At 59.6% G+C, this 24,944-nt stretch carries 21 protein-coding genes and 1 other RNA gene; 15 read left to right on the forward strand and 7 right to left on the reverse strand.

Translation table 11 applies throughout. The annotated features are described in order from the left end of the window. Positions 1–244: 244 nt before the first annotated feature. The 4 genes from zipA (at position 245) to ABDX87_RS22990 (ending at position 6,996) form a co-directional block, all read left to right on the forward strand. Complete coding sequence (gene zipA, locus ABDX87_RS22975; RefSeq protein ID WP_346829928.1) at positions 245–1,102, forward strand: cell division protein ZipA; 858 nt, start codon at positions 245–247, stop codon at positions 1,100–1,102. 194 nt (positions 1,103–1,296) lie between these two features. Beyond that, the gene (ligA, locus tag ABDX87_RS22980; RefSeq protein ID WP_346829929.1) at positions 1,297–3,660 is read left to right on the forward strand and encodes an NAD-dependent DNA ligase LigA; all 2,364 of its coding nucleotides are present in this window, start codon (positions 1,297–1,299) and stop codon (positions 3,658–3,660) included. A gap of 196 nt (positions 3,661–3,856) precedes the next feature. Continuing rightward, positions 3,857–5,023 carry a zinc-binding metallopeptidase family protein gene (locus ABDX87_RS22985; protein WP_346829930.1) on the forward strand — a complete coding sequence of 389 codons (1,167 nt, stop codon included), beginning with the start codon at positions 3,857–3,859 and terminating at the stop codon, positions 5,021–5,023. A gap of 167 nt (positions 5,024–5,190) precedes the next feature. Further along, positions 5,191–6,996 carry a putative bifunctional diguanylate cyclase/phosphodiesterase gene (locus ABDX87_RS22990; protein WP_346829931.1) on the forward strand — a complete coding sequence of 602 codons (1,806 nt, stop codon included), beginning with the start codon at positions 5,191–5,193 and terminating at the stop codon, positions 6,994–6,996. Between the two features lie 18 nt (positions 6,997–7,014). Here ABDX87_RS22990 and ABDX87_RS22995 read toward each other — a convergent pair whose 3' ends face one another. Next, positions 7,015–7,503, reverse strand: coding sequence for a GNAT family N-acetyltransferase (locus tag ABDX87_RS22995; protein WP_346829932.1), 489 nt, complete (start codon positions 7,501–7,503; stop codon positions 7,015–7,017). A 145-nt stretch (positions 7,504–7,648) separates the two neighbouring features. Here ABDX87_RS22995 and ffs point away from each other — a divergent pair. Then, an RNA gene (ffs, locus tag ABDX87_RS23000) (signal recognition particle sRNA small type) lies at positions 7,649–7,745 on the forward strand. Between the two features lie 336 nt (positions 7,746–8,081). Here the strand turns inward: ffs and ABDX87_RS23005 are convergent. Continuing rightward, a complete protein-coding gene (locus ABDX87_RS23005) occupies positions 8,082–9,413 on the reverse strand; it encodes a hypothetical protein (protein WP_346829933.1) in 1,332 nt (443 codons plus the stop codon). Between the two features lie 678 nt (positions 9,414–10,091). Between ABDX87_RS23005 and ABDX87_RS23010 the strand changes: the two genes are divergently transcribed. From ABDX87_RS23010 to ABDX87_RS23035, 6 genes are all read left to right on the forward strand, one after another. Further along, complete coding sequence (locus tag ABDX87_RS23010) at positions 10,092–10,367, forward strand: metal/formaldehyde-sensitive transcriptional repressor (RefSeq protein ID WP_346829934.1); 276 nt, start codon at positions 10,092–10,094, stop codon at positions 10,365–10,367. A gap of 26 nt (positions 10,368–10,393) precedes the next feature. Then, positions 10,394–11,347, forward strand: a complete 954-nt coding sequence (gene dmeF, locus ABDX87_RS23015) for a CDF family Co(II)/Ni(II) efflux transporter DmeF (RefSeq protein ID WP_346829935.1) — start codon at positions 10,394–10,396, stop codon at positions 11,345–11,347. 189 nt (positions 11,348–11,536) lie between these two features. Continuing rightward, on the forward strand, positions 11,537–12,439 hold the full coding sequence (coaA, locus tag ABDX87_RS23020) for a type I pantothenate kinase (RefSeq protein WP_431061173.1): 903 nt from the start codon (positions 11,537–11,539) through the stop codon (positions 12,437–12,439). A gap of 29 nt (positions 12,440–12,468) precedes the next feature. Continuing rightward, positions 12,469–12,807 carry a Rap1a/Tai family immunity protein gene (locus ABDX87_RS23025; protein WP_346829937.1) on the forward strand — a complete coding sequence of 113 codons (339 nt, stop codon included), beginning with the start codon at positions 12,469–12,471 and terminating at the stop codon, positions 12,805–12,807. Between the two features lie 109 nt (positions 12,808–12,916). Then, positions 12,917–13,495 carry a TetR/AcrR family transcriptional regulator gene (locus tag ABDX87_RS23030; RefSeq protein ID WP_346829938.1) on the forward strand — a complete coding sequence of 193 codons (579 nt, stop codon included), beginning with the start codon at positions 12,917–12,919 and terminating at the stop codon, positions 13,493–13,495. 39 nt (positions 13,496–13,534) lie between these two features. Then, complete coding sequence (locus tag ABDX87_RS23035) at positions 13,535–14,758, forward strand: MFS transporter (protein WP_346829939.1); 1,224 nt, start codon at positions 13,535–13,537, stop codon at positions 14,756–14,758. A 126-nt stretch (positions 14,759–14,884) separates the two neighbouring features. Here the strand turns inward: ABDX87_RS23035 and ABDX87_RS23040 are convergent, their stop codons facing one another. The 5 genes from ABDX87_RS23040 to ABDX87_RS23060 all read right to left on the reverse strand — a co-directional run bounded on the left by ABDX87_RS23040 (position 14,885) and on the right by ABDX87_RS23060 (position 20,056). After that, a complete protein-coding gene (locus ABDX87_RS23040) occupies positions 14,885–15,721 on the reverse strand; it encodes a PhzF family phenazine biosynthesis protein (protein ID WP_346829940.1) in 837 nt (278 codons plus the stop codon). Positions 15,722–15,839: 118 nt separating this feature from the next. Then, complete coding sequence (locus ABDX87_RS23045; protein ID WP_346829941.1) at positions 15,840–16,766, reverse strand: LysR family transcriptional regulator; 927 nt, start codon at positions 16,764–16,766, stop codon at positions 15,840–15,842. 198 nt (positions 16,767–16,964) lie between these two features. After that, positions 16,965–17,195 carry a hypothetical protein gene (locus ABDX87_RS23050; protein WP_346829942.1) on the reverse strand — a complete coding sequence of 77 codons (231 nt, stop codon included), beginning with the start codon at positions 17,193–17,195 and terminating at the stop codon, positions 16,965–16,967. Between the two features lie 53 nt (positions 17,196–17,248). Then, on the reverse strand, positions 17,249–18,880 hold the full coding sequence (locus ABDX87_RS23055) for a methyl-accepting chemotaxis protein (protein WP_346829943.1): 1,632 nt from the start codon (positions 18,878–18,880) through the stop codon (positions 17,249–17,251). Positions 18,881–19,054: 174 nt separating this feature from the next. Beyond that, the gene (locus tag ABDX87_RS23060) at positions 19,055–20,056 is read right to left on the reverse strand and encodes an AraC family transcriptional regulator (protein ID WP_346829944.1); all 1,002 of its coding nucleotides are present in this window, start codon (positions 20,054–20,056) and stop codon (positions 19,055–19,057) included. Positions 20,057–20,500: 444 nt separating this feature from the next. On the opposite strand from ABDX87_RS23060, the gene ABDX87_RS23065 reads away from it, so the two are divergent. The 4 genes from ABDX87_RS23065 to rbsK all read left to right on the forward strand — a co-directional run bounded on the left by ABDX87_RS23065 (position 20,501) and on the right by rbsK (position 24,865). After that, positions 20,501–21,736 carry an OprD family porin gene (locus ABDX87_RS23065; RefSeq protein WP_346829945.1) on the forward strand — a complete coding sequence of 412 codons (1,236 nt, stop codon included), beginning with the start codon at positions 20,501–20,503 and terminating at the stop codon, positions 21,734–21,736. An 87-nt stretch (positions 21,737–21,823) separates the two neighbouring features. Continuing rightward, positions 21,824–22,552: a DUF969 domain-containing protein gene (locus tag ABDX87_RS23070; protein WP_346829946.1), complete on the forward strand. Its 729-nt coding sequence runs from the start codon at positions 21,824–21,826 to the stop codon at positions 22,550–22,552. Continuing rightward, entirely contained in the window at positions 22,549–23,499 is a 951-nt protein-coding gene (locus ABDX87_RS23075; RefSeq protein ID WP_346829947.1) for a DUF979 domain-containing protein, read from the forward strand. The genes ABDX87_RS23070 and ABDX87_RS23075 overlap by 4 nt, the downstream gene beginning before the upstream one ends. 445 nt (positions 23,500–23,944) lie before the next feature. Beyond that, positions 23,945–24,865, forward strand: a complete 921-nt coding sequence (gene rbsK, locus ABDX87_RS23080) for a ribokinase (RefSeq protein ID WP_346829948.1) — start codon at positions 23,945–23,947, stop codon at positions 24,863–24,865. The last annotated feature ends 79 nt before the right edge of the window (positions 24,866–24,944 follow it).

A 24,944-nucleotide genomic window follows, 5' to 3' on the forward strand; every position in this document is an offset into this window, starting at 1 on the left:
CAGATTGACGAGGGAAAAGTGGCGCTTCGATAGCGCAGCACAGGAATAACTGTCGTAGCGGTACAGATGCTCGCGACATGCAGATGTAACAGACGGTGTAAAGTTACCTTTGGTCGTGCTAGCTTAATGTCCACTTTTTCATTTTGCGTGGGTAAAAGGCCATTCAGAACATAGAGTTGGCTCCACGTTTTAAAGGGGTTTACGCCCTTAATTTTCAGAATTTTCATTAGAGGCACGGGATTACATGGAAATCGGTCTGCGAGAGTGGCTGATCGTCATCGGCATAATTGTCATTGCCGGTATTCTTTTTGATGGCTGGCGCCGGATGCGCGGCGGCAAAGGCAAGTTGAAATTCAGGCTGGACCGCAGCTTCTCGAACCTGCCGGACGACGAAGAAGGCTCGTCCGCCGAGGTGTTGGGCCCTGCACGTGTCCTCGACAACCAGAAAGAACCGCAGCTCGACGAGCATGACCTGCCCGCCATGAGTGCGGCCCGCGAACGGCCGGAGCGTCCCGAGCGCGAAAGCAAACGCAGCAAGCGCAAGGATGAGCCGCAACAGGGCGACCTGAATCTGGATGTCGACGGCCCGAACCTGTTCAGCGCCCGTGACGACGATTTCCCGGACGACAAGCCGCCTCAGCGCATCACCGAAGACAAAGACCTGCCGCCAGTCGAAGAAGTGCTGGTCATCAGCGTGATTTCCCGCGACGAAAGCGGCTTCAAGGGCCCTGCGTTGCTGCAGAACATTCTGGAAAGCGGCCTGCGTTTCGGCGAAATGGACATCTTCCACCGTCACGAAAGCATGGCGGGCAACGGTGAAGTGCTGTTCTCCATGGCCAACGCGGTCAAGCCGGGTGTGTTCGACCTGGACGACATCGACCATTTCAGCACCCGGGCGGTGAGCTTCTTCCTGGGTCTGCCAGGTCCGCGCCATCCGAAGCAGGCCTTCGATGTGATGGTGGCCGCTGCTCGCAAGCTGGCTCACGAGTTGAACGGCGAGTTGAAAGACGATCAGCGCAGTGTCATGACCGCGCAGACCATCGAGCACTACCGCCAGCGGATCGTGGAATTCGAACGCCGCGCCCTGACTCAGCGTCGTTGATTGAACTGCCGACCCCCGTGGGAGCGAATTTATTCGCGATACGGTGGGTCCGGCGATGAACATGTATCGCCTGTCCCGGTTTTCGCGAATGAATTCGCTCCCACATAGCGTATTGGCGTCGGGCCAATAGGCGAGGCGAGGCACCATGAATTGAGCAGCTCCGGCTGCTCTTTTGCATTCTGAGAGAACACCGTATGAAAGCCGCCGAAACCCGAATCCTGGAACTGCGCGCAGAGCTGGACCTTCACAACTACCGCTATCACGTTCTCGACGAGCCAAGCATTCCGGACGTCGAATACGACCGCCTGTTCCACGAACTCAAGGCGCTGGAAGCCGAAAACCCGCATCTGGTCACGCCGGACTCACCCACTCAGCGGGTCGGCAGTGCGGCGTTGTCGGCGTTCACTCAGGTGCGTCATGAAATCCCCATGCTCAGCCTGGGCAACGCCTTCGAAGAAACCGACATGCGTGAATTCGATCGGCGTGTCACCGAAGGCCTGGACCTTCCGGCAGGTGACCTGCTTGGTGCCGGCGCTGCGGTCGAATACAGCTGCGAGCCCAAGCTCGACGGTCTGGCGGTGAGCCTGCTGTACCAGAATGGCGCATTAGTCCGGGGTGCCACGCGCGGCGATGGCACGACTGGCGAAGACATCAGCGTCAACGTGCGCACCGTGCGCAATATTCCGCTCAAGCTGCACGGTGAAGGCTGGCCGGAAACCCTCGAAGTGCGTGGCGAGGTGTTCATGTCCAAGGCGGGGTTCGACCGTCTCAACGAAAGCCAGCTGGAAATCGGCGGCAAGACGTTCGCCAACCCGCGCAATGCCGCGGCGGGCAGCCTGCGCCAACTGGACTCCAAGATCACCGCCAACCGGCCGCTGGAGTTCTGCTGCTACGGCATCGGCCAGGTGTCGCACGACATCGCCGACACCCATATTGGCAACCTGAAGCAGCTCAAAGCGTGGGGCATGCCCATCAGTCGCGAGCTCAAGGTGGCCGCCGGGATTGAAGACTGCCTGAAGTACTACCACGACATCGGCGAGCGTCGCCTGTCGCTGCCGTATGAAATCGACGGCGTGGTGTTCAAGGTCAACAGCATCGCCGCACAGCGGGAACTGGGTTTCCGCGCACGCGAGCCGCGTTGGGCCATCGCGCACAAATTCCCGGCCATGGAAGAGCTGACCGAGCTGCTCGACGTGGAATTTCAGGTCGGTCGTACTGGCGCCGTGACCCCGGTCGCACGCTTGAAGCCGGTCAAAGTCGCTGGCGTCACGGTCGCCAACGCCACGCTGCACAACATGGATGAAGTGGCGCGTCTGGGCCTGATGATCGGTGACACCGTGATCATCCGCCGTGCCGGTGACGTGATTCCCCAAGTCGTGCAGGTGGTGCTTGAGCGCCGCCCCGACAATGCGCGCAAGGTCGAGATCCCGCAGACCTGCCCGGTCTGCGGCTCGCAGGTCGAGCGCACGCAGTTGATCAAGCGCAGCAAAGGCAAGGAAACCGTCAGCGAGGGCGCGGTCTATCGCTGCGTCGGGCGTCTGGCGTGTGGCGCGCAACTCAAGCAGGCGATCATCCACTACGTGTCGCGTCGTGCCATGGACATCGAAGGCCTGGGCGACAAGACCATCGAGCAACTGGTGGACGAAAAGCTCATCGGATCGCCGGCCGATCTGTACAAGCTCGAATACGACCAGATCATCGATCTGGAAGGTTTCGCCGAGATTTCCAGCAAGAAGCTGCTGAAGGCCATCGACGAGAGCAAGACGCCGACACTGGCGCGTTTCATCTACGCGCTGGGCATCCCCGATGTGGGCGAGGAAACTGCCAAAGTGCTGGCCCGCTCGCTGGGTTCTCTGGATAAGGTCAAGGTCGCACTGCCGGAGGTGCTGACGTACCTGCCGGACATCGGCCTGGAGGTCGCACACGAGATTCACAGCTTCTTTGAAGACGACCACAACCAGAACGTCATCGGCGCGCTGCTGGGCGAATGCAAGATGCAACTGCAGGACACGGGCGATCTGGCGGCTGAGTTCGCCGCCAGCGCGACGCTGGGTGGCATGCTCGACAAACTGAACATCCCGTCCATCGGCCCGGGCGGCGCACAGAAACTGGCGGACAAGTTCGGCACCCTGGAAGGCGTGGTCAAGGCCGACTGGCTGGACATGCGCCAGACGTTGCCGGAAAAGCAGGCGCAGTCTGTCAGGGCGTTCTTCGACGTGCCGGAAAATGCTGAGCGGGCGCTCAAGATCGAACAGCAGCTCAAAGACTTCGGCATGCACTGGCAGAGTGAGAAGAAGGTGGTCGAAGGCTTGCCGCTGACTGGCCAGACCTGGGTGCTGACCGGCTCGCTGGAGCTGATGAGCCGCGACGTCGCCAAGGAAAAACTTGAGAGCCTCGGCGCGAAGGTCTCGGGCTCGGTGTCAGCCAAGACCCACACCGTTGTCGCAGGGCCGGGGGCGGGGTCCAAGTTGACCAAGGCCAACGAGCTGGGGTTGAAGGTGCTGGATGAAGAAGCGTTCGTAGCGTTCTTGAAAGGGCATCACGTCACTGTCGATTGACGGTGACTGTAGGAGTGCGCGTGCTCGCGATGCAGTGAGTCAAACGCAGCTGCAGATACCGACAGACTGCAATCGCGAGCAAGCTCACGCCTACAGGTAGCTCGCCTTTTTCGGCAGATACGCTTTTCAGCAAAAATATCTGGAACCGCCGCAACCCCCAACGATCTAGTGCTTGCAGCCCCATCAGGAGATCGCCATGTTCCAGTTCTTCGAGCAACTCAGCACACGGATCGCGGCGCCCTTCGCCGGAGAAAGCAAACGCAACAGCAAGGTCTGGCAATGCCATTGCGGACAGTCGGTATTCTTCCGCAACAGCCAGTGCCTGGCGTGTTCCGCTGCGTTGGGGTATCTGCCTGAACAAAGCAAAATTGCTGCCCTTGAACCGGGGCCGGACCTCAATACCTGGCGCCTGAGCGACGAACCGCAGGCCGGTCTCTATCGTCGCTGCGCCAATCTCGACACGCCGGCTGCCTGCAACTGGCTGTTTCCGGCGAACAACGCCGGGGAATTCTGCATTGCGTGCAGCCTGAACAGGACCATTCCCGACCTTTCCGTTCCGGAAAATTCCGAGCGCTGGGGCAAGATCGAGATCGCCAAGCGTCGACTGGTCGCGCAACTCATCACGTTGGGCTTGCCGGTGATCCCGAAAAGCCTTGATGAAGAGCGAGGCCTTGCGTTCGAGTTTCTCGGCGTCGACCTGGAGGGCAACCTGCCCACCACGGGCCACGCCAACGGCCTGATCACCCTCAACGTTGAAGAAGCCGACGACGCGATCCGCGAGAAAGTGCGCGTGCAGATGCACGAGCCTTACCGCACGTTGCTCGGGCACTTCCGTCATGAGGTAGGGCATTACTACTGGGACAGGCTGATCGCGAACACCTACTGGCAGGATGGTTTCCGAAATCTGTTCGGAGACGACCGCGCGAGCTACGCCGACGCGCTTGATCACCACTACCAGCACGGCGCGCCAGCGGACTGGCAGCAACGATACGTCAGTGCCTACGCCACCATGCATCCCTGGGAAGACTGGGCCGAAACATGGGCGCATTACCTGCACATGATGGACGCCGTCGACACGGCGCTGAGTCTGGGCATGAGCGCACGCGACATGGACCTCGACTATCAGCCCTTCGAGCTGGAAACCCTCTACGATCCGCAGCATCCAGGAGGGCCTTCGTTCCTTGCCTTCGTCAACGCCTGGATCGAATTGGCGGGCATGCTCAACGAACTGTCCCGCGCCATGGGGCAGCCGGATTTTTATCCGTTCGTGCTGCCGCCTGCGGTGATCACCAAGCTGCATTTCATCCATCTGGTGATACAGGGAGCGGGCGGCAAGGCGGATGAAGTGCTGCAGGTCCAGTGAGTCGCGCATCTGGAGGGTGAGCGCTCAAGTGCTGCAACTTTGTGGCAGGCGTCCGGTCATCGCCGTCGGTCTGCGAGTGCCTGCAGGCCTCTGAATCTAGTGCTACTTTGCCTAGCAATATCGTTTTGATACTACTGGCGTAAAGCAGTTGCACAGGGATTTCGCAGATGGCCAATAGCGCTCCAATACCGTTGAACGAATCCTCGCGGCTGTCCCGTATCACCCACATGGGGCTTCTCGATTCAACCGCCGACGAGGTGCTGGATCACATCGTCGACATGGTGGCTCACTATTTCGAGGTGCCCATCGCGCTGGTGTCCATCGTCAGTGAACACCGGCAGTGGTTCCGCGCGGGCACCGGCCTGGATGAGCGCGAAACACCGCGCGAAATCTCCTTTTGTGCCTACTCCATTCTCGGTGACGATGTGTTCCAGGTGCCGGATGCGGAGCTAGATACCCGCTTCAAGGACAATCCACTGGTCGTCGGCGAGCCGCGCATTCGTTTCTATGCCGGTGTGCCGCTGGTCACCGCCGATGGATTGGCGCTGGGCACGCTCTGCATCATCGACAACACGCCCCGACCGCTGCTCAACCCACGCGACCTCGCCATGCTGGAGATGTACGGTCAGTTGGTGATGAAGCGGCTCAACAACATGCGCAAGGCCAGCTATGTCGATCAGCCGACCGGGTTATTCAATCGCCTGCGGCTGGAAGAAGACATCATGGCCCTGGCCGATCGTGACGACCATGCGTTAGTCGCCCTGGACATGGTCAACCCGGTGTTCCTCGACAGCATCGTCAAAGCACTCGGCTACAGCTTCGCCCAGGAACTGGTGCGATGCATGATTGAAAGCTGTCGCGAGCAGCTGCCATCCGACACGGCGTTGTACAAAGTCAGCCCGACACGCATTGCGCTGCTGACCCGACACGCCGGTCCGGAACAGGCAGAGGACCTGTTTCGCAGGCTGATCAAGCATTTTCAGCGCCCGTTGATCTGCCGCAACATTCCGATCCAGATGGACGTCGGCATCGGTGTGCTGCCGCTGGGGTTGGGACGTTGTGATGAAAAAGACTGGATTCGTCTGGTGGTCAGCGCCGCCGACGAAGCGCGCGGGAAGGCGACTGGCTGGCGCTGGTACGAGCCGCATCTGGACTTCGCGCAGCAGCGCGCCTTCCTGCTGTTGGCGTCACTGGCCGACGCCGTCCGCAGCCCGGATCAGCTGTCGCTGGTGTTCCAGCCGCGGCTGGAAGTCGCCACCGGGCGCATCGTCACCGTCGAGGCGCTGCTGCGTTGGCAGCATCCCGTCCTGGGGCCGATCAGCCCGGCCGAATTCATTCCATTGGCGGAAAAGACCGCACTGATTCGCTCGCTGAGCCTGTGGGTGTTGCGCAACGCCGTCGAGCAGGCGAGGAACTGGCAGCGTCAGGGTTACGCCTTCAAAGTCGCCATGAACGTCTCTGCCATCGACCTCGCCAACTCGCAGTTCAGCGATGCGCTGTTTGAGCAGCTGGCGATCAGTGGTCTCGATCCGGGCCGCTTCGAGCTCGAATTCACCGAAAGCGCGCTCTGTGATAATCCCGACATCACCCGGCAGCAACTCGAACGCCTGCGCGCATTGAACATCGACATTGCCATCGACGACTTCGGCACCGGTTACAGTAACTGGACTTACCTGCGTCAGTTGCCGGCTACCACCGTCAAGCTCGACAAGTCGCTGGTGGAAAATCTGGACGCCAATGAAAAGGACCGGCGACTGGTGGAAGCCATCGTCGACCTGGCAAGGCGTCTGGGTTACCGCGTTGTCGCAGAAGGGGCGGAGACGGAAGACGTCTACGAGATCCTTTGCCAGCTCGGCTGTCATGAGGTGCAGGGCTATCTCATCGCCCGGCCCATGACCGTCAGCGCGCTGGAACACTGGATGAATGGCGAGCGCAGCAACAAGGTCAAGCAACTGCGTGCGTTGGGGCGCTGATGGCCTGACTTCAGCGTTTCAAGGCAGCTTCAAGAGCATTCGGCGCTCAAACCCCACCAATGCCCGGTCGGCATCGCCGTAGTCCTGCCAGCCAAGGCTTCGGTACAGCGCGTGAGCTGTCGTGTTTCCGAGATCGACTGCCAGCATCAGTTGCCGGGCCTCAGGCCACAGTTCGCGCACCAGATCCGGCAACTGGTGCAAACAGGTTTTTCCCAGCCCGCGGCCCTGGTATCGCCGATCGATCATCAAACCGTGCAGCGTGACGGTCTGACCATTCGCCCAGCGCGGCAACAACGACCGGCGCTTGAGCAAAAAAAAGCCCCGCGCCACGTCATCGATCAGCAGCGCGTAGCCCTGAATGTCAGACGCCGGTCGCGCCGTGAGCGCATGCACGGCCCCGTGGGCATCCCCGACGAGGGTTTTCTGCTCACCCAGCAACTCGATGTCCAGCACCTGCTGACGCTGCAGCGCCGAGAGCGTTTGGTATTTCTTCAAAATGCTTTTCATGAACGCCACCATGCCGCGTCCACAGCCACCCATGCAAGTGGTTGAGCCTTATCAAATTTTTTATCTGAAACCAGAGGTTGTAACTTCGCGCCAGACCGGTACAATGGCGCGGCTCGCCGACTGGCGAGTGTCGTTATGGTGACCCCATCGGTCCCCCCGCAACGATTACCCGTGAACCTGGTCAGATCCGGAAGGAAGCAGCCACAGCGGGAACATTGTGTGCCGGGGTGTGGCTGGTGGGGTTGCCTCCATAACGAATCCCCCTCGGAGTGTCCGCTCCCGCTTCAAATACCACGCATTTAGCGCTGAATGACGATGCGTCAGGTCTAATCGGCGCGAATCTACGTTCCTGAATCAGATGCCTTACGCACAGGCTTCCACAGGCCTGCATCCCGAATCGGGAAAGATTTCCACGTCGTCAAAGTGTCCTTAGCGCCTAACTGGTTCGCACACGCTCAAGCCCAAGGGACTGGCGTTCGATGTGCAAACCAACGACGCTTGAACTCACTTACCTATTGGTCGACGTTTTTTGCCTGGCGCGCTCAAATTTGAGATGACCAAGCTGGTACCTGCTCGGTTTACGCGTTGGTCATTCCCCCACCACTCGACATTTGCATGATCGCCGACCCGATCTCACTCCCTCCCCGAATCAACTGTGCAAAGCGGAACATCATTTCCGGCCCCGAGTCGTTCATCAGTGCGTCATACAACAAACGGCGTACCGCTTCGGCTTCAGGCAGGTGTGCAGAGTCTGTGGTTGCCTCGGGCTGCAATTCGGCGAAGCGCGCCAGAACGTCGGACCCAGGCGTGTCTTCATCAATACCGAAGAGTTCGTTGAACAGCATGCCCAGCGTGCCGGCAGGCTGGTAGTCGGGTCGGTCCCATTTGCGAACGATGGAGCCTTCTTTCTCGATCTTTTCCAAAGTCCGGCGGATCTTACCGGGGATCGTCGCGGTGGCGCGGACTTCGGTGTAATACACCAGCCTTGCGAGGCTGGCGGCGTCCTTGACGTTTTTCCAGATCACAAACCAGATCTGCGAGACGCTGTGGGTTCTGAGCCCGTTTCGCAGCGTACTCCGGATCTCGTTGAGCTGATTTTCATTCAGATCGTGGTGAAACGCCCTGCATTTATCCAGCAAGTAGCAAACCGCATCGGCGGAGGCAAAGTCGAGCCACAGGTTGAACAGCGCGGCGCTGTCGCAAAATTCTCTGGCGAGCAATATTTGCATCGCTTCTTCAGTTCGCCCCAGATGCTGGTCCGGCACCAAGGCGTAAGGAATGAAATGCGTGTTCACCATCAGGTTATCGTCGCGCAAAAAGTAGGTGCCTGGTGCAGCACTGTGCGGGTCTTCACGAACAACGCCTGCGGTTTTCAGTTTGTCGATCAGTAGCGCGACGTCCATTGGCGCCAGCGCCTTGCATTCATCGAGGGTGAAGGACTCGCTGATCAGTCGCGGCGAGATTGCGAGGTCCAGTGCTAGTAGCAACAAAGCCTCGTCGTCGCCCAGTAGGTGGTAGTCGATTGGCCCGCTAGGCAGTCGCTCCACATAGGCATTAAGCCGCAACTCGAGGGCGGCCGCAGCGGCCGCCTGTTCTGCCCGCTTTTGCCGCACTTGGACTTCTTCACAGGCGGGACAGGGCGAGAAGGATTTCTGCGGGTTTTTCTTCACTGCCGAACGGCTTTTGACTTCCATGCAAGCGTCGCAATGCGGGCAGGTGAGGTTGTTGTCGAATGCGCGGCACAGCTCGCGAACATGGCTAGCGAGTGTTCCGCTGTGCGTAATGTGACGGAAGGGCACCAGATCGATCACTTTCTCCAAAAAGTCCCCGGTGTTGCTCATCGCCCAGTAGCGAATAGCCAGTTGCCTTTCTTCAGGGTCGTCCGTCATCAGTTCAAGGTTTACGGTCATGAGCAGTTCAATCCAGTTTTCATGGTGATCTAGAAAACAGGGGCAGACCGGCGTTATGCAGCGGCTTCCCTGCAACGGTAGAAACAACAAGTAACTACCGGCGCACAGGGTCGCTGGATATAAGCTCAAGGACTGTAGGTCGACGATGTTCGGCTGCGTAGGCGGGGTCCGGAAATTGCACCGCGACGTCTGTAGGAACTGTCGCTGCCGGAAGGCAGCAAGCGGTGGAGCTTGCTGCTAAGGGGGATCCGAAGGCTGACTTATCGCCTTGTTTGAAGGGGGGTAACGCTCATCACCCCTCGCTCGCCCATGCCTTCGATGAGCGCGCCGCTCGCTCACTGGCAAACTGTTTCCCTCGTGCCGTGCGCTCTGCCACCACGCACCCGTCCCTGACAGACACGGATGCATAGCCCTGATCCCTGAGATAGAGCAGGGCTGTAAAGTCCAGCGGGTTGACTCTGGACGTCGCCCCATCCGTGAGCGTTTGAAGAAGTCGAATGGCCAACGATTCAAGCCGCATGGGGCACGCCTCGGGTGGTGTATGTGGGATAGTGGCTATTCGTCACCAGAGGGCCATGTGTAGTTCCATTTATTTGCGCTCATTACACGTCCAGGTAGGTTGCGAAGATGGGAGAACAGGTCCATGATGCCGCCCTATATAGGTAGGGGGGGTATGGTATGGCGCATTTACACACCGAGAAAGACGATCTGCTCAAGCGTGTCAGGCGCATAGCGGGGCAGGTGCAGGCGATTGAGCGCGGGCTGGAATCAGATACCGATTGCGCCAAGACGTTGCATCTCGTGGCTGCTACCCGCGGCGCGATCAATGGTCTGCTCGACCAGATCATCGAAGCCCATGCTCGCGAGCATGTGGCTCATCCTGATTTGAGTGATGAGGATCGGGCCCAAGGGCTTGAAGATTTGCTCGAAGCCATTCGTCGGTACTCAAAATAAGTCGCCAGGCGACACACGGAGGCCGCATGGTCCTTTCGCAGAAACACACCCACGAACACGTTTTCCTCAGTCAGTCTCACGACGAGAATGCCCGCCGTACGTTATGGGTGGTCGTGCTCACCTTCGTGATGATGGTCGGGGAGATTGCCGCCGGTTACGTCACGGGCTCGATGGCGCTGCTGGCGGACGGTTTTCATATGGCAACCCATGCTGGTGCGTTAGGCATCGCGGCGGCGGCCTATTCGTTTGCACGGCGCAACGCCAATAACGGTCGCTTCAGTTTTGGCACCGGCAAGGTGGGCGATCTGGCGGGTTTCGCGTCGGCGCTCATTCTGATGATGGTCGCGCTGGGCATCGGCATCGAGTCGCTGATGCGCCTGTTCCAACCGACGCAGGTGGCGTTCGGGGAAGCCACCTTGATTGCGGTGGTCGGTCTGTTGGTCAACATTGTGAGCGCCTTCATGCTGTCCGGCGGCCATGGGCACCACGGGCATCACGCTCATGGGCATCACTCGCATGATGATCACGATCACCATGACCACGACAAACATCATGGCCACGGCGGAGACAACAACCTGCGCTCCGCCTATGTTCACGTCCTGGCCGATGCGTTGACCTCGGTACTGGCGATCGGTGCATTGCTGGCAGGGCGTTATCTGGGCTGGGTCTGGCTCGATCCGCTGATGGGTGTGGTCGGCGCGGTGGTCATCGCCAAGTGGTCTGTCGGTTTGATCAAGCAGAGTGCCAACGTGTTGCTGGACGTCACCGACGAGCACGTCGCGGAAGAAATCCGCGAAGTGCTCGAAGCCGATGGCAACGTGCAGATCACCGATCTGCATGTGTGGAAAGTCGGCCCGGATGCCCGTGCGGCGATTGTCAGCGTGCTGGCGAAAGTCGAGGTCACGGCAGAGGCGATTCGTGAGCGGCTCGGTGTGGTGCACGAGGTGTCGCACTTGACCATCGAGTATCGAACGGCCTGAAGAACAGCTTCATGCTGAATCGTATCCAGCGCTTTTCCGGGCGCTGGATCGACGCCAGATTCGCCAATAATGCGTGTCAAATCAAAGAAATCTGCCCCGTTTTTGGGGCAATACGATAGTCTTCGCACCATTGTCGATACGGACACCTGGATTGGAAGGCTATAGATGGCGCCTGATGACTATCTCGTAATGACCAGCAAGGAGTGGGCGGGGCTTCGCGCCAGTACGCCACTGACCTTGTCCGAAGAAGATCTGTCGGCGTTACGAGGCGTAAACGAAGATATTTCTCTGGAAGATGTCGTCAACATCTACCTTCCGCTGTCGCGCCTGATCAATCTGCACGTCAGCGCTGCGCGCAATCTGGCGAGCATCAAGGACACTTTCCTCGGGCGTCCGGCGAAAAAACAGACCTATGTCGTGGCAGTTGCGGGCAGTGTGGCGGTGGGCAAAAGCACCTTTGCCCGCGTCCTGCAGGCGCTGATGGCGCGCTGGCCGGATCATCCTCGGGTCGATCTGGTGACCACCGACGGCTTTCTGCATCCCAACGCCAGGCTGGACGCGGACGGCATCATGCACCGCAAGGGCTTTCCGGAAAGCTACGATCGCAAGCGCATGGTCAAGTTTCTCTCGGATCTCAAGGCGGGCATTCCGGTGATCAGCGCGCCGGTCTATTCGCACATCAGCTACGACATCGTGCCGGAGAAATTCATCGAGATCAGCCAGCCGGACATCCTGATTTTCGAAGGCCTGAACGTGCTGCAGACCGAGGGCAACGACGGCCAGAAGCCTGGCAGCATCGTGTCGGATTTCTTCGACTTCTCGATCTACCTGGACGCAGCCGAAGGGGACATCGAGCGCTGGTACGTCGAGCGCTTTCTCATGCTGCAACGCACTGCGTTCCGTGCCCGGGGCGCTTATTTCCGCGAACTGGCCGACCTGCCGCCTGAAAAATCCCCGGATGCCGCGCGCAAGATCTGGCGCGACATCAACCGTCCAAACCTGCTGGAAAACATCCTGCCGACCCGCGAGCGGGCAAGCCTGGTGGTGCGCAAGGCGTCGGATCATTCGGTGAAAGAGCTGTGGTTGCGCTGACGATCGGTTCGGTCGTGCGGTGTTCAGCATTGCTCGCCCTGTGTTTCAGCGCTGCCGCGATGGCCGACGGCAACACGTTGTTGCTCGAATGCCAGGACGGTATCAACAGCATGAGCGGCGGGGTGGCCAAGAACCCGGTGGGGGTTGGCCACTGCGTCGGCGTGTTGCAAGCGACCATGGACACCCTCGACATCTTTCACGAAGCCGGCGGCGTGCCCAAGTTGGTCTGTGTGCCGGAAGGCGGTATTCCGATGGTGCAGTCCATGCGCGTCGTGGTTCAGTCACTTGAAACACATCCCCAGAGTCTGCACCTGAACGAATCGGTGTTGGTCGTCTCCGCGCTGAAAAACGCGTTTCCCTGCCGCTGATCAAACGCCAGTCCTGATAGCCCGCTCGTCGCGGCCGGTAAACAGTGCTGGTTTTTTTTATTTCGAGGTCTATCCTTACCGGTCAGTACAGTTCAATTATGAGGCGACCATGCCGACCACCCGAGACGCCAGCGTGAATCATCAACGCCTGATCGACGCGGCCTCCGCGCTCTTCTTTCGTGACGGGATCAATGCGACGGGAATTGCCGCCGTGGCTGAGTTCGCCGGGGTGTCGAAGATGACGCTGTACGCCCACTTCGCGTCGAAGGACGAGTTGATCGTGGCGTTTCTGGACAAGCGCAATGAGCGCTGGGAAGCCGCGGTGGAGCAGACATTGGCGGCCAGCGAGGCGCCAGCCGACAAGCTACTGGGGCTGTTCGACCTGCACCGGCAGTGGCTGCGCGAAGGTGGATTGCGCGGCTGCCCTTACGTGAATTCCGCTGCAGAGTTTCCGGACCGCAGTCACCCGGTTCGCCTGGCGGTGGATCGGCATAAACAAGGGGTGAAGCAACACCTGTTGGACCTCGCAGAAAGCGCGAGGCTGAGCAACCCGCAGACGTTGGTAAGGCGATTGTTCCTGTTACTGGAAGGGGCGTTTCTCACGGGCGCTCTGGAAAACGACGACAGCGTATTTCTGGTGGCGCGAGAGCTGGCCGCAGAGCTGATTGACGCAGCGAAACCGGCTTAACCCTGTTCTCTCCTTCACATTCAAGAAAGGAAGCTGACCATGCGGATCAATGCACTGATTGTCTTGCTGCTCACCGGGCTGGTAGCAGCGACGTTTGGTTTCGGTATCTACCTGTTTGCGCAACTGGTGCCCGACATGCGCGCCAGCCTCGGTTTTGACATTTCCTACGTCGGTACGATCACTGCGTCCGGGCAGTTCGGTTTTCTGCTGTGTGCGTTGTTGGCGGCGTGGATCACCCCACGGGTGGGCGGCGGTTGGGTGATTTTCGGTTCCGGAGTGGTGTGCGCCGTAGCGCTGCTGCTGATCCCGCTGACGCACAATATCCTGCTGATTGGCGCCTTGCTGACGGTGTTGGCAGGCACGGCGGCGACGGTTTTCGTGCCCATGGTCGATGTGATTTCCCGCACGGTTGCCTATAAATCACGCGGCATGGCAATGGGCTTGGTATCCAGTGGCACCAGTTATGGCGTGTTCATCAACAGTCTGTTGGTGCCGCTGTATGCGCCGCAGGGTGAATGGCGCATGGTCTGGTGGATCGTTGGGTTGATCACCGTGGCGATGGCGGTTGGCGTGATGGTGGCGTTCAAGCGGGCGCGATTGTTCGTCCATGAAAAGGTTTCGGCATCCGAGACTGAACAGAACACACAGGCTGGCCGGACCGCGCTGAAGCAGCCTTGGGTGCTGACGGTGTGGACGATGAACTTCCTTCTTGGTTTCTCGACCTTTCCTTTTCAGAATTACTTGTCGTCCTACCTGCGCAGCGAATTGAATTTCGACGTGACTTACACCGCGCACATTTGGGCGAGTATCGGTTTCGTCGGCATGTTTGCCGGGCTCGCGGTCGGTTGGCTGTCGGATCGCGTCGGCCTGCGCGCGGCGATGCTGCTGGTTTATGCCTGCGTGGGCGCGGCCGCGTTGATCTTCGTTGTCCATCCTGTCGGTTACTGGCCGTTGGCAGCGGGTGTTCTGTTCGCGGTGGCGTTTTACCCGATCTTCGGGTTGATCCCGGCCTATGTGTCGAAGATGGCGGGCAGTGCCACGCTGGCCGTGACGATTTTTGGCGTGGCCAACATCCTGCAAGGTGTCGGCGGCATGATCGGAAACTTCTGCGGCGGGTTGCTGGCCAGTTTCAATGGATCGTTCGTGGGTGTTTACGTGGCCATCGGCCTGGTGGCCGTCTTGCTGGCGATGTTGACGTTGCGCCTGCCAAAGGAAGCTCGCGACGTGCAGCAGGATGACGCGCTAGGGTGCGTAAACGGCTGATTGATCACTGCCGGTTTGCCCGGATTTGGCGTCATCCGGCAGTCCGATTCAGACCGTTTACACGTTGATCACCGGGACGAACATCCCGGCCCGGCTGATCCTTGCGACCACGGCGCCACCCATGGGTTACAGCGTGACATTTCCCGCGATGCAGGTTTGCACCTCACCGCCGACCCAGATCTGATTCCCGACCTGTTCGATGGACACGCAGCCGCGGTGACCCAGCACTGTACCTTGGCGCGTGGTGTACTGGCGCGGCGCGAGGCCGGCCGGGATCAGCCATTGTGCAAGGCTGGCGTTGAGGCTGCCGGTCACCGGGTCTTCGGCGTTGAGGTCACCGGTCAGTGCCCGCACCTCGAAGTCGGCCTCGGCGTCCGGCCCGGTCCAGGGGGCGACGATGCCTATATTCAGGCCTTTGAGTGCTGCGTAATCGGGACGAATCGCCAGAACTTCTTCACGGCTCGACAGCATCACCGCGACCCAGCCCGGCCCGTTGTCCGCCCACTGACTGCCAATGATCTGCTCGCGGCGCACGCCAAGTCCGGCCACCAGACTGGCCAACACTTCGTCCTCCACCGGACCGCTGCGCAAAAGTGGCGGGGCGCAGAACGCCAGGCGTGAGCCGTCCCGGCGAATCCGAACCAGCCCTGCACCGCACTCTTGAACCACTTCCTCGGCCTTGGCCGCGCCACCGTTGTCCAGCCAGACGAAGCAACTGCCCAGCGTCGGATGACCGGCAAACGGCAGTTCGCGCGTGGTGGTGAAGATGCGCACGCGGTAGTCCGCTTCCGGGTGGGTAGGGCGCAGCAGGAAAGTCGTTTCGCTGAGGTTGGTCCAGCGAGCGAACGCGGCCATCTGCGCGTCGGTCAGGTCATCGGCGGCACTGACCACGGCCAGCGGATTGCCTTGGGTGGCGGCGCTGGAAAACACGTCGACCTGCTGGAATTTGAGCGTGTGGGCCATGGCGTTATCTCCTGGGACGATGGCGGGATCGGCCACTCTAGGGACGCGGTACGAGGCTGTACAGAGACAGATGATGGTGGTTTTTTGTGCCGTCTGAATGGTTCAGGCGTATGAATGGTTACGCCTCACCGCCCGCCAGCACGAAGCCTGTCGGCATTTGTTGTGCGTACTCGTTCACCACGTCGCGCGTCAGGCCGACGATGTCCTCCACCAGCTCCATGCCCGCGCCGGTTCGCCAACTGGCGACAATGTCCATGACCGGTGGCAGAGGCACATTTTCGATACGCGTCAGCACGCCCTGGGTGAGTTCGCCATGCACCAATGTGGCGGGCAGTGCACCGATACCGAAGCCGTCGCGCACCAATCGGGTGATCGCCGACGCTGAGTTCACGCAGTTGATGCGCGGTGTAACGATGTCGGCCCTGTGCAGCATGTTGAGGATGTCCTGATGCGGCCGTGAATGCCGGGAAAAGGTCACGATGCGCGCCATGGCAATCTCTTCCAGCGTCACGTCTGCACGGTCGAATGCAGAGCCTGTCGGCACCACCCAATGCAGCGGGTATCGGGCGAGCACTGCGTTGCGAACGGTGTCGAAGCGCAGGACGTCGGTCTGGAAAATGATGTCCTGATAACCTTTCTCCAGTTGCGAGCACAGGTTGCTCGCTGTCTCGGCGGTCAGTTCGATCTCAAGATTTGGGTAACACTTCATCAGGCGTGTTACCAAGGCACTGAGCCAGGTGTGTATCACCGTATCCATGGCGCCGATGCGAATCCGCCCACGCACCTGACTCGGGTCCTTGATCGCCGCCTTCATGCTTTGCATCGTGTCCATGATGTGCTCGGCGTACTCGAGCACCCGCAAGCCCTCGGGTGTCAGCGACACGCCTTTGGAATCCCGCACGAACAACCGCACGCCCATTTCGTCTTCCAGCGCCGCGATCCGGCTGGAAATAGAGGCCTGCGTGCTGAACAGTTTTTCCGCCGTGAGCCGGAAGCTTTTCAGCCGTGCGACCCAGACGAAGGTTTCCAGAAACTTGAGGTTCACCGAATGATTTCCTTGAGCGGGGTGCGACGAGGCGCGTTCGACAGGGTGAACCGTCTTGCGTCATCGCCCTTGTTGGCATTGCATGTCTTGGATAAACAGCAGGTTGCATGCCAGCCGATCAGTGGAAATTCTTATCGGGAATCCCGATTTTTCTTGTTTGACGTCGCTCTCTCGTTCTGTCGTTTCCTTAAAAAGCGCTTATTTGACGAGGTAAAGCGTTGGCCGCTGGGGCAGCGACTGAGGCGCTGTTGCTGGCTGATTCAGGGCTAAGGCGTGCAGTTGAACGTTTAGTTTCTCGGTGGCGATGAGGAGCTTTCTCAGGGCATCGAGGAGAATCTTTTGACCTTCAAGATCCAGGTCGCACCGTTTCTCGGCAATTTCCTGCAGCAGCGTTGTCAGGTTCATGCTCAATTCGTCGATAGGTTCCATGGGTTATCCTGGCTCAATCCTTCCTGTATCGGTTTTCGTGCAGCGTCGCGCGTTCACCCGAAAGTGAATCCGTCCAGACGTTGCTTCAGCGCGATGGCGATCTGCGCCAGTTCTTCGCTCGCGGCTCGGGTCTGATCGGAGCGCACCGACGACTGCACCGAGAGGTCGCGAATACGGATGATGCTACGGTCCACATCCTTGGCGACCAGAGCTTGCTCTTCGCACGCGGTGGCGATCAGGGCGTTGCGCTCGTCAATGCTGTTGACTGTGGTCGTGATGCCTTGCAGCGCCTTGTTGGCGGAAGCCGCCTGCGCGCGTGTCTGCGCGGCCTGAATGGCGCTGTCGTTCAACGCGCCCACGGTGTCCTGGGTGCCGGTCTGGATATGGCCGATCATGCGTTCGATATCCATGGTCGAGGTACTGGTGCGGTGCGCAAGCGACCTGACTTCATCGGCGACGACGGCGAACCCCCGTCCTGCTTCCCCGGCGCGTGCGGCTTCGATCGCGGCGTTGAGCGCCAGCAGGTTGGTCTGGTCGGCGACCGATCGGATCACCTCAAGCACCTTGCTGATTTCGACGGTGTTGGCGGCCAGAATGCCTGCGCGTTCGGATGCGCCGTTGACGCTGGTGTCCAGCCGGGTGATCGCGTTAAGCGTCGAGGTCAATTCCTGCTGGCCGTCGCGGGCCAGATTCAGGGAGGCCCGCGACTCATCGCAGGTGCTGCTCGCGTTGCGTGCGACCTCGTCGACGGCCTGACTCATCTCGGTGATGGCGGTGGCCGCTTGTTCCAGCTCACTGTTCTGCAGCTGCAGGTCTTCGTTGCTGTTGCTGACGAGCATGCTGAGTTCCTCGGCAGCGCTCGAAAGCTGGCTGGCCGCCTGGTGTACACCGGTCAGCGTCTGACTGAGGTTTTCACGCATGGTCACCACCGCTCGCAGCAACTGCGCGGCCTCGTCCTTGCCGCTGACGTCAAGGGCGGTTTCACGCAGATCGCCCCGCGCGATGGTATCGGCAGCGTGCAGCGCCTGAGCGACAGGGCGTGCAATGCTTTCGGTCAGGCGATAGGCGATGACAACCGCGCCCAGGGTCGACAGCACAATCACGATCAAGGTGACGCGAAGCGAGGTCTGGTACGCCTGCTGCCCGGCCGCGCTCGCGGTCTGCTGCGCCTGGTCGTTGAGCAGCTCCAACTCCCCCAGTGTCTTGGTCATGGCCTGAGCGATGGTCGACATCTCGTCGTTGACCAGCGCATTCGCCTCGCTGGAAGCGCCTTGCTTGAGCAGCTCATGAACGCGGACGGCAGCGCTCCGGTACCTTTCGAACAGCGTGCCAATGGTATTGAACAGGGTCCGCTCCTGATCCCCGCTGATGATCGGCCGATAGGTGTCCTGAGCCGTCACGAACTCCCGAGTGTCGGAGACAAACGCCGCATAGTTGCTGGCCAGCGCGCTGTCGTTGGAGGACGTCAGCAACCGAATCACGCCGAAGCGGGTTTTGGTAAAGGCCAGCGTGATGTCGTCACCTAACGCGATGCCGGGCAGGGCATCCTGTTCGACCACCAGGCTTGCCTGACGTATTTCCCTGGCTTGATACATGGCAAAGGCGCCCACGCCCATCAGCGACGCGATCACCAAGGCAAAACACAGTCGGATTCGCATCGCGAAATTAAAACGTCTTAGCTGCATCGTTCGATTTATCCATGTGAAGGTCAGGTCTTACTGCGAATTCTCACCTTGTTAGTGGCGTCATGAGTAAGGCTGTCCAGTGGAGGACAAATGAAAACCGGCTGCGGATAACAATAACGGTCCGTTCTTTACTGCGCGTTCACGAACAACCGTTATGCCCGCTATCGAATAACGTCAGGCCTGTCTGCCCAAGCGATAAGTGCCCGGAGACATACCGAACCATCGTTCGCACGCTTTGTTAAACGCGCTGGGATTTTTGAAGCCCACGCTGTATGAAATCTGTTTAAGACTGAGCGAAGTGTTCATCAACAAATGATGACTGTGTTGCTTCCTGACGATATCGACCAACTTCTGGAAACGCTGCCCGTCTTTGTCCAGCGACCTGATCAATTGATGAGTGGACAGCCCCAAGGTCCTGGCGATGTCTTCCATGCCAAGTGGTCGGGCTTGATTGAGGTGTTGCAGTATCGCGCCGGTGGTCCTTGCGGTAACGCTGTCGCTGTTCTGCTCGTCCTGACATCGCTTCAGGTATTGATCGTGGATTTGTTGCAGGGACGGATCGAAGGTGGCCACGGCCTGATCGGTGTCAGCCCGCCGGAACGTCAACGCGGTGACTGGACAAGAAAAGCGCAGGTCGGTACCGAACAGTTGTTCGAGTCGGCCCGTATTCCGCGGCTGCTCGTACGTGAATTCTGCTCTGACTGGCGTAATTCGCACCGACGGAGCAAGCCAGTGGAGCAGTCCCAGCGTGATTGACACCACTGCATCGACGAATACCCTAGGCAATGCGTTCTGCGGGCTCGCAGACAGTCCGGCCATTCTGAGGGTGGTCGCGGTGCTGTCCAGAAACATGCAGAAGCCGGTGCCGATCATGGTGTGGTGCTCCACCATGCGAGTCATGGCTTCACCCAATGTGGCGCTGGACATGGTCGCGTAACCCAGCGCGCCCAAGTGACCGGGGTGAGCCTTTTCATAGGCCAGCAGCCCAAGATCCTCATTCCCACTGCGCACTTGAACGTCTTCAATGAGTCGTGAAAGTTCATGCAGGGGTATCCGCGCAGATGTAAGCGGCTCAGTTGTTTTTGTGCGCGTTACTGCGAACGGATCAATCGGTGTATCGGCACTGCCTATTGCGTCGATAAGCGCGAGGGCGAACGCAGGGGAAATACTTTGCATATCGATTCCATTGGGAAAGTTATCGAACTCCTGTTGTTCTTGTTGTGGGCGTCATTATTGTTGACTCATTGATCAGGAAAGTAAGGCGGCTGTTTCCAGTGTTGTGTCATAAGAAGCGTTCGAGCGCATTCAAGACACTTTTTCCTGCGACGCAAGTTTGCGCCTCATTAAAGGCGGGCAGTGTTCCAGTCAAAAAACCGAACCCGTCGCTGAACAGAAAATCTTATCGGGCATAGCGGTTTTTTCCCGTTGGACGCAGCGCCCCGGCCTGCCGAAAGATGGCCGTCGACACGAGAAAGGTACGACGCCGAGGTGGAAGTTTTCCACGATCAGCTGGGCGTCCAGCCTTCAGGGTCGTAGCGTTTCGGCGCTCGACCTCATTCATTAGCTGCGCTCTGCCAGCAGTCGGTCGACACCGCTGCGCGCTCATGGGAAGAGGCTTCAATGACACATAACCAACAAAAATACGTCTGCGCGTTGCTGTTCGGCAGTGCCACTCTGACATACGGCATCACCGCTCAGGCGGAGTTTCTGGCGGACAGCAAAGGCGAACTGGAAGCGCGAAATTTCTATTTCAATCGCGACTTTCGTCAGGCGGGCGCTCGCGACAAGGCTGAGGAGTGGGCGCAGGGTTTTCTGCTGCGTCTGCAATCGGGCTATACCGCAGGCACGGTGGGTTTCGGGTTGGACGCGCTGGGGATGGTCGGCGTGAAACTGGACTCAGGTGATGGCACCGCGGGCACCGGTTTGCTGCCTGCCGACCTGTCTTCTGGCGGTTCTCAGGATGACTACGCCAAGCTCGGGCTGACCGCCAAGGTGAAGGTGTCGAAGACCGAGCTCAAGGTCGGCTCACTGTTTTTCCGCGACCCCGTCATCAACTCGAACGATACGCGGCTGTTGCCGCAGACCTTTCGCGGCGGCCTGCTGACGTCGCAGGAACTGGACAGCTTCAAGTTCACAGGCGGGCACATCGACCGGATCAAGGCCAACAGTTCGTCCGACTTCACCGAGATGAGCGCCAACCGGATCGGCGGCACCAGCAACAGTTTCAACTTCGGTGGAGGCGACTATCAGTTCACCCCGCAATTGGCGTTGAGCGCCCATTACGGTCAGCTGGAAAACGTCTATCAGCAGTATTACGGCGGGTTGGTGCATGTGTTGCCGATCGCGACAGGGCAAAGCCTGAAGAGCGACCTGCGCTACGCGAGCAGTCGCGAAGACGGCCATTTTCGGGATCTCGACAATCAGGCATTTGGCTCGATGTTCACCTACCGGCTCAAGGCCCACGCCTTCGGTGTCGGCTATCAACGCATGACCGGCGACGACCCGTTCCCCTACATCGCGGGCAGCGACCCGTACCTGGTCAACTTCATTCAGATTGGTGATTTCGCCAACGCCAGGGAGCGTTCCTGGCAACTGCGTTACGACTATGACTTCGCTGCGATGGGCGTGCCCGGCCTGACGTTCATGAGCCGTTACGTGTCGGGGGATAACGTCGAGCGTGCAGCGGGCGGCGAGGGCAAGGAGTGGGAGCGCAATACGGACATCGGTTATGTGATTCAGAGCGGCACGCTGAAAAACCTCGGCGTGAAATGGCGCAACGCGACCGTGCGTTCGAACTTCGGCAACGATCTGGACGAGAACAGGCTGATCGTCAGCTATACCGTGCCGTTGTGGTAGGAGCGTTGACGCCTGCGCCGAGTCGGCCGGTCCGACGTCGGTGTGTCCATTCAACGAATCAGAGCACCAAAAAACGAGATCTCGATTATGCAAACCGCTATCAACCTCTGGCCGCTGCTCGGCGTGCTAGTGATCGTTCTGGGTTTTGTCCTGCGCTTCAACCCGATGCTGGTGGTGGCGCTGGCGGCTTTGGCCACGGGCCTGGCCGCGAGCATGCCGCTGGAGACCCTTCTTGCCACCGTCGGGACCGGGTTCATCAAGACCCGCACATTGCCGCTGATCATCCTCCTGCCGCTGGCCGTCATCGGTCTACTGGAACGGCATGGCCTGCGTCTGCATGCACAAAACTGGATTGCACGGTTTACCGGCGCCACCGCCGGACGCCTGCTGATCGCTTACCTGTTCGTGCGTGAAACAACGGCGGCGTTGGGACTGACCAGCTTGGGCGGGCATCCGCAAATGGTTCGCCCGTTGCTTGCCCCGATGGCGGAAGGCGCCGCCGAATCCCGCTTCGGCAAATTGCCTGAAGCGCTGCGCATCAAGCTGCTGTCGTTATGCGCCGCGACCGACAACGTCGGGCTGTTCTTCGGTGAGGACATCTTCGTCGCGTTTGGCGCCATTGCCTTGATGCACACCTTTTTGCTGGGCTCAGGCATCGATGTCGACCCGATGCACATCGCGTTCTGGGGCATTCCGACGGCGATCTGTGCGTTCGTGATTCATGGGATCCGTCTGCATCGATTTGATCAGCGACTCAATCGTGAACTTAAAGCGTTGCCACAGCCTTCAACGGTCATCACGGAGATCGCGCCATGATCATTTCCATTCAATACCTCTATTGGCTGGCAGGTGTGATTCTGGCCATTACTGCGTTCATGACGCTGACTGACCGCAGCAATCCCAAGCGCTGGAGCACCGGGGCATTCTGGGGGCTGTTTGCCATAGCCTTTCTGGTGGGTGATCGCCTGCCGCCTGTATGGGTTGGCGTCGGGGTCATCGTCATGGCGCTGATCGCCGGGTTCGGCGGGGTCGGTTTTGGCCAGCACGACACCCTGCCAGACAAAGCGCGTCGCGAGAGTGCAGGGCGGCTGAAGAACAAGCTGTTCATTCCAGCGCTGGCGATTCCAGTGGTCACGGTCATCGGTGCGGTGTTGCTGAAGAACATCAAGTTTGGCGACGTGTTCCTGCTGGATCCGGCCAACAGCACGTTCGTCTCGCTGGGGATCGGCAGTCTGGTGGCGCTGGCTTTGGCCTGCTGGCTGACCCGCGACACGCCCGTGCAAGCCATGCGCGAATCCCGTCGTTTGACCGAAGCCTTGGGCTGGGCGCTGGTGTTGCCGCAGATGCTGGCGATGCTGGGCCTGGTGTTCAACGATGCGGGCGTGGGCAAGGCGGTCGCGCATCTGGCAACGGCGTACATCAATCTGGATTTTCGTCTCGTGGCGGTGATGGTGTATGTGTTGGGCATGGCGCTGTTCACCATTGTGATGGGCAACGGTTTTGCGGCCTTTCCGGTCATGACCGGCGGCATCGGTGTGCCGGTGCTGGTGGGCATGTACGGCGCCAATCCTGCGGTGATGGCCGCCATCGGCATGTTCTCCGGCTACTGCGGCACGCTGATGACACCCATGGCGGCGAACTACAACATCGTGCCGGCGGCATTGCTGGAGTTGCCGGACAAGTACGCAGTGATCAAGGCGCAGATCCCGACGGCATTGGCGATGCTGGTGGCGAATATTCTGCTGCTGTATTTCCTGATGTAGTGCGCAGGGCGTTTGGTCCTGCCCGATATACCTACACACCGCATGCGCCTGTTTTGCTGCCGGTTCCCGGCAGATCGTCCGACTGCGGCCCAGACCAAGCGCGCTCCTTCAGTGAATCGCGTTCAGTCAGATGAGCGTGGGGCGCGCATTGAACGTGTTTAGCCGCAGGCGCGTGCGGCTAATTGCGCCCCCAAGTTGACAAAAAAGGCAATCGCAAACGATTGCGACTGGCGGTGGTCTGTATAGACCAACGGCGCCAACCCCTCTAAATCCACCGTTTTAACGGGTCAGGCTGCGATGTCTGGCCCGTTTTCGTATGCGGAGCATGGCCGGCCGTAAAAAATAGGTTGAATAGTCACAATAAATGTTATTTAAATAACAAAAATAATAACGCGCTTTGGTTCGCTTTTCAGAGCCTCATCGCGTGAACAAGGTAATCACACACATGAACAAGATCGCGGTCATCGGCAGCAACATGGTGGATTTGATCACCTACATCGACCGGATGCCGGCACAGGGTGAAACCCTTGAAGCGCCGAATTTCGCCATGGGTTGCGGTGGCAAGGGTGCCAACCAGGCCGTCGCGGCTGCCAAGCTCGGCGCCGACGTGCTGATGCTGAGCAAGGTCGGCGACGACATGTTCGCCGACAACACCCTGGCCAACTTCAAGCGCTTCGGCATCGACACTCAATTCGTGCAACGCGTGCCTGGCGTGTCCAGCGGCGTCGCACCGATCTTCGTGCAGAGCGATTCGCACAACAGCATCCTCATCGTCAAAGGCGCCAACGCGCACCTGAAACCCGCCGACATCGACGCAGCGCACGCCGCATTGCGCGACTGCAAGCTGATGGTGCTGCAGCTGGAAATCGAGCTGGAAACGGTTTACTACGCCATCGAATTTGCCAAGGCCAACGGTATCCCGGTGCTGCTTAACCCCGCGCCCGCCGTCAAAGGCCTGAGCCGCGATCATCTCTCGCAACTGGACTTTTTCATTCCCAACGAGACCGAACTGGCGCTGATCACAGGGCAAGTCGTTGACTCCCTGGAGGCTGCCCGCGCTGCCGCCTTGCAACTGGTGCAGGACGGCATTCGTCACGTCATCGTGACCCTTGGCGAAAAGGGCGCGCTGTACGTGGGCGAGGAGGGCGAATTCCGCGTCGAGGGCATCAAGGTCAACGCCCGCGACACCACCGGCGCAGGCGATGCCTTCATCGGTTGCTTCGCTCGCCACTGGAGCGAGGAAGGCGACATGCGCAATGCCATGACCCAGGCGGTTGCCTACTCCGCCTGTTCGGTCACCGGCCTGGGTACCCAGAGTTCCTATCCGGACGCTGCCACGTTCCGGCAATTCCTCGACACGCTGTAAGTCATCCACGCGCCGCGGCGCCATGTCCGATGACCGCATCGGCGTGGCGTAGCAGTCCCTGCACTTCACGGAGAACAAC

The sequence above is a fragment of the Pseudomonas abietaniphila genome, assembly GCF_039697315.1.
In the GTDB taxonomy this organism is placed as follows: Bacteria; Pseudomonadota; Gammaproteobacteria; order Pseudomonadales; family Pseudomonadaceae; genus Aquipseudomonas; species Aquipseudomonas abietaniphila_B.

Coding starts and splice junctions, on each gene's coding strand:
- dmeF (WP_346829935.1), top strand. CDS start 10,394: ATGGTCCTTTCGCAGAAACACACCCACGAACACGTTTTCCTCAGTCAG.
- ABDX87_RS22995 (WP_346829932.1), bottom strand. CDS start 7,503: ATGAAAAGCATTTTGAAGAAATACCAAACGCTCTCGGCGCTGCAGCGT.
- ABDX87_RS23050 (WP_346829942.1), bottom strand. CDS start 17,195: ATGGAACCTATCGACGAATTGAGCATGAACCTGACAACGCTGCTGCAG.
- ABDX87_RS23065 (WP_346829945.1), top strand. CDS start 20,501: ATGACACATAACCAACAAAAATACGTCTGCGCGTTGCTGTTCGGCAGT.
- ABDX87_RS23035 (WP_346829939.1), top strand. CDS start 13,535: ATGCGGATCAATGCACTGATTGTCTTGCTGCTCACCGGGCTGGTAGCA.
- ABDX87_RS23010 (WP_346829934.1), top strand. CDS start 10,092: ATGGCGCATTTACACACCGAGAAAGACGATCTGCTCAAGCGTGTCAGG.
- ABDX87_RS23070 (WP_346829946.1), top strand. CDS start 21,824: ATGCAAACCGCTATCAACCTCTGGCCGCTGCTCGGCGTGCTAGTGATC.
- ABDX87_RS23075 (WP_346829947.1), top strand. CDS start 22,549: ATGATCATTTCCATTCAATACCTCTATTGGCTGGCAGGTGTGATTCTG.
- ABDX87_RS23030 (WP_346829938.1), top strand. CDS start 12,917: ATGCCGACCACCCGAGACGCCAGCGTGAATCATCAACGCCTGATCGAC.
- ABDX87_RS22990 (WP_346829931.1), top strand. CDS start 5,191: ATGGCCAATAGCGCTCCAATACCGTTGAACGAATCCTCGCGGCTGTCC.
- ABDX87_RS23040 (WP_346829940.1), bottom strand. CDS start 15,721: ATGGCCCACACGCTCAAATTCCAGCAGGTCGACGTGTTTTCCAGCGCC.
- ABDX87_RS22985 (WP_346829930.1), top strand. CDS start 3,857: ATGTTCCAGTTCTTCGAGCAACTCAGCACACGGATCGCGGCGCCCTTC.
- ABDX87_RS23060 (WP_346829944.1), bottom strand. CDS start 20,056: ATGCAAAGTATTTCCCCTGCGTTCGCCCTCGCGCTTATCGACGCAATA.
- zipA (WP_346829928.1), top strand. CDS start 245: ATGGAAATCGGTCTGCGAGAGTGGCTGATCGTCATCGGCATAATTGTC.
- rbsK (WP_346829948.1), top strand. CDS start 23,945: ATGAACAAGATCGCGGTCATCGGCAGCAACATGGTGGATTTGATCACC.
- ligA (WP_346829929.1), top strand. CDS start 1,297: ATGAAAGCCGCCGAAACCCGAATCCTGGAACTGCGCGCAGAGCTGGAC.
- ABDX87_RS23055 (WP_346829943.1), bottom strand. CDS start 18,880: ATGCAGCTAAGACGTTTTAATTTCGCGATGCGAATCCGACTGTGTTTT.
- coaA (WP_431061173.1), top strand. CDS start 11,537: ATGACCAGCAAGGAGTGGGCGGGGCTTCGCGCCAGTACGCCACTGACC.
- ABDX87_RS23005 (WP_346829933.1), bottom strand. CDS start 9,413: ATGACCGTAAACCTTGAACTGATGACGGACGACCCTGAAGAAAGGCAA.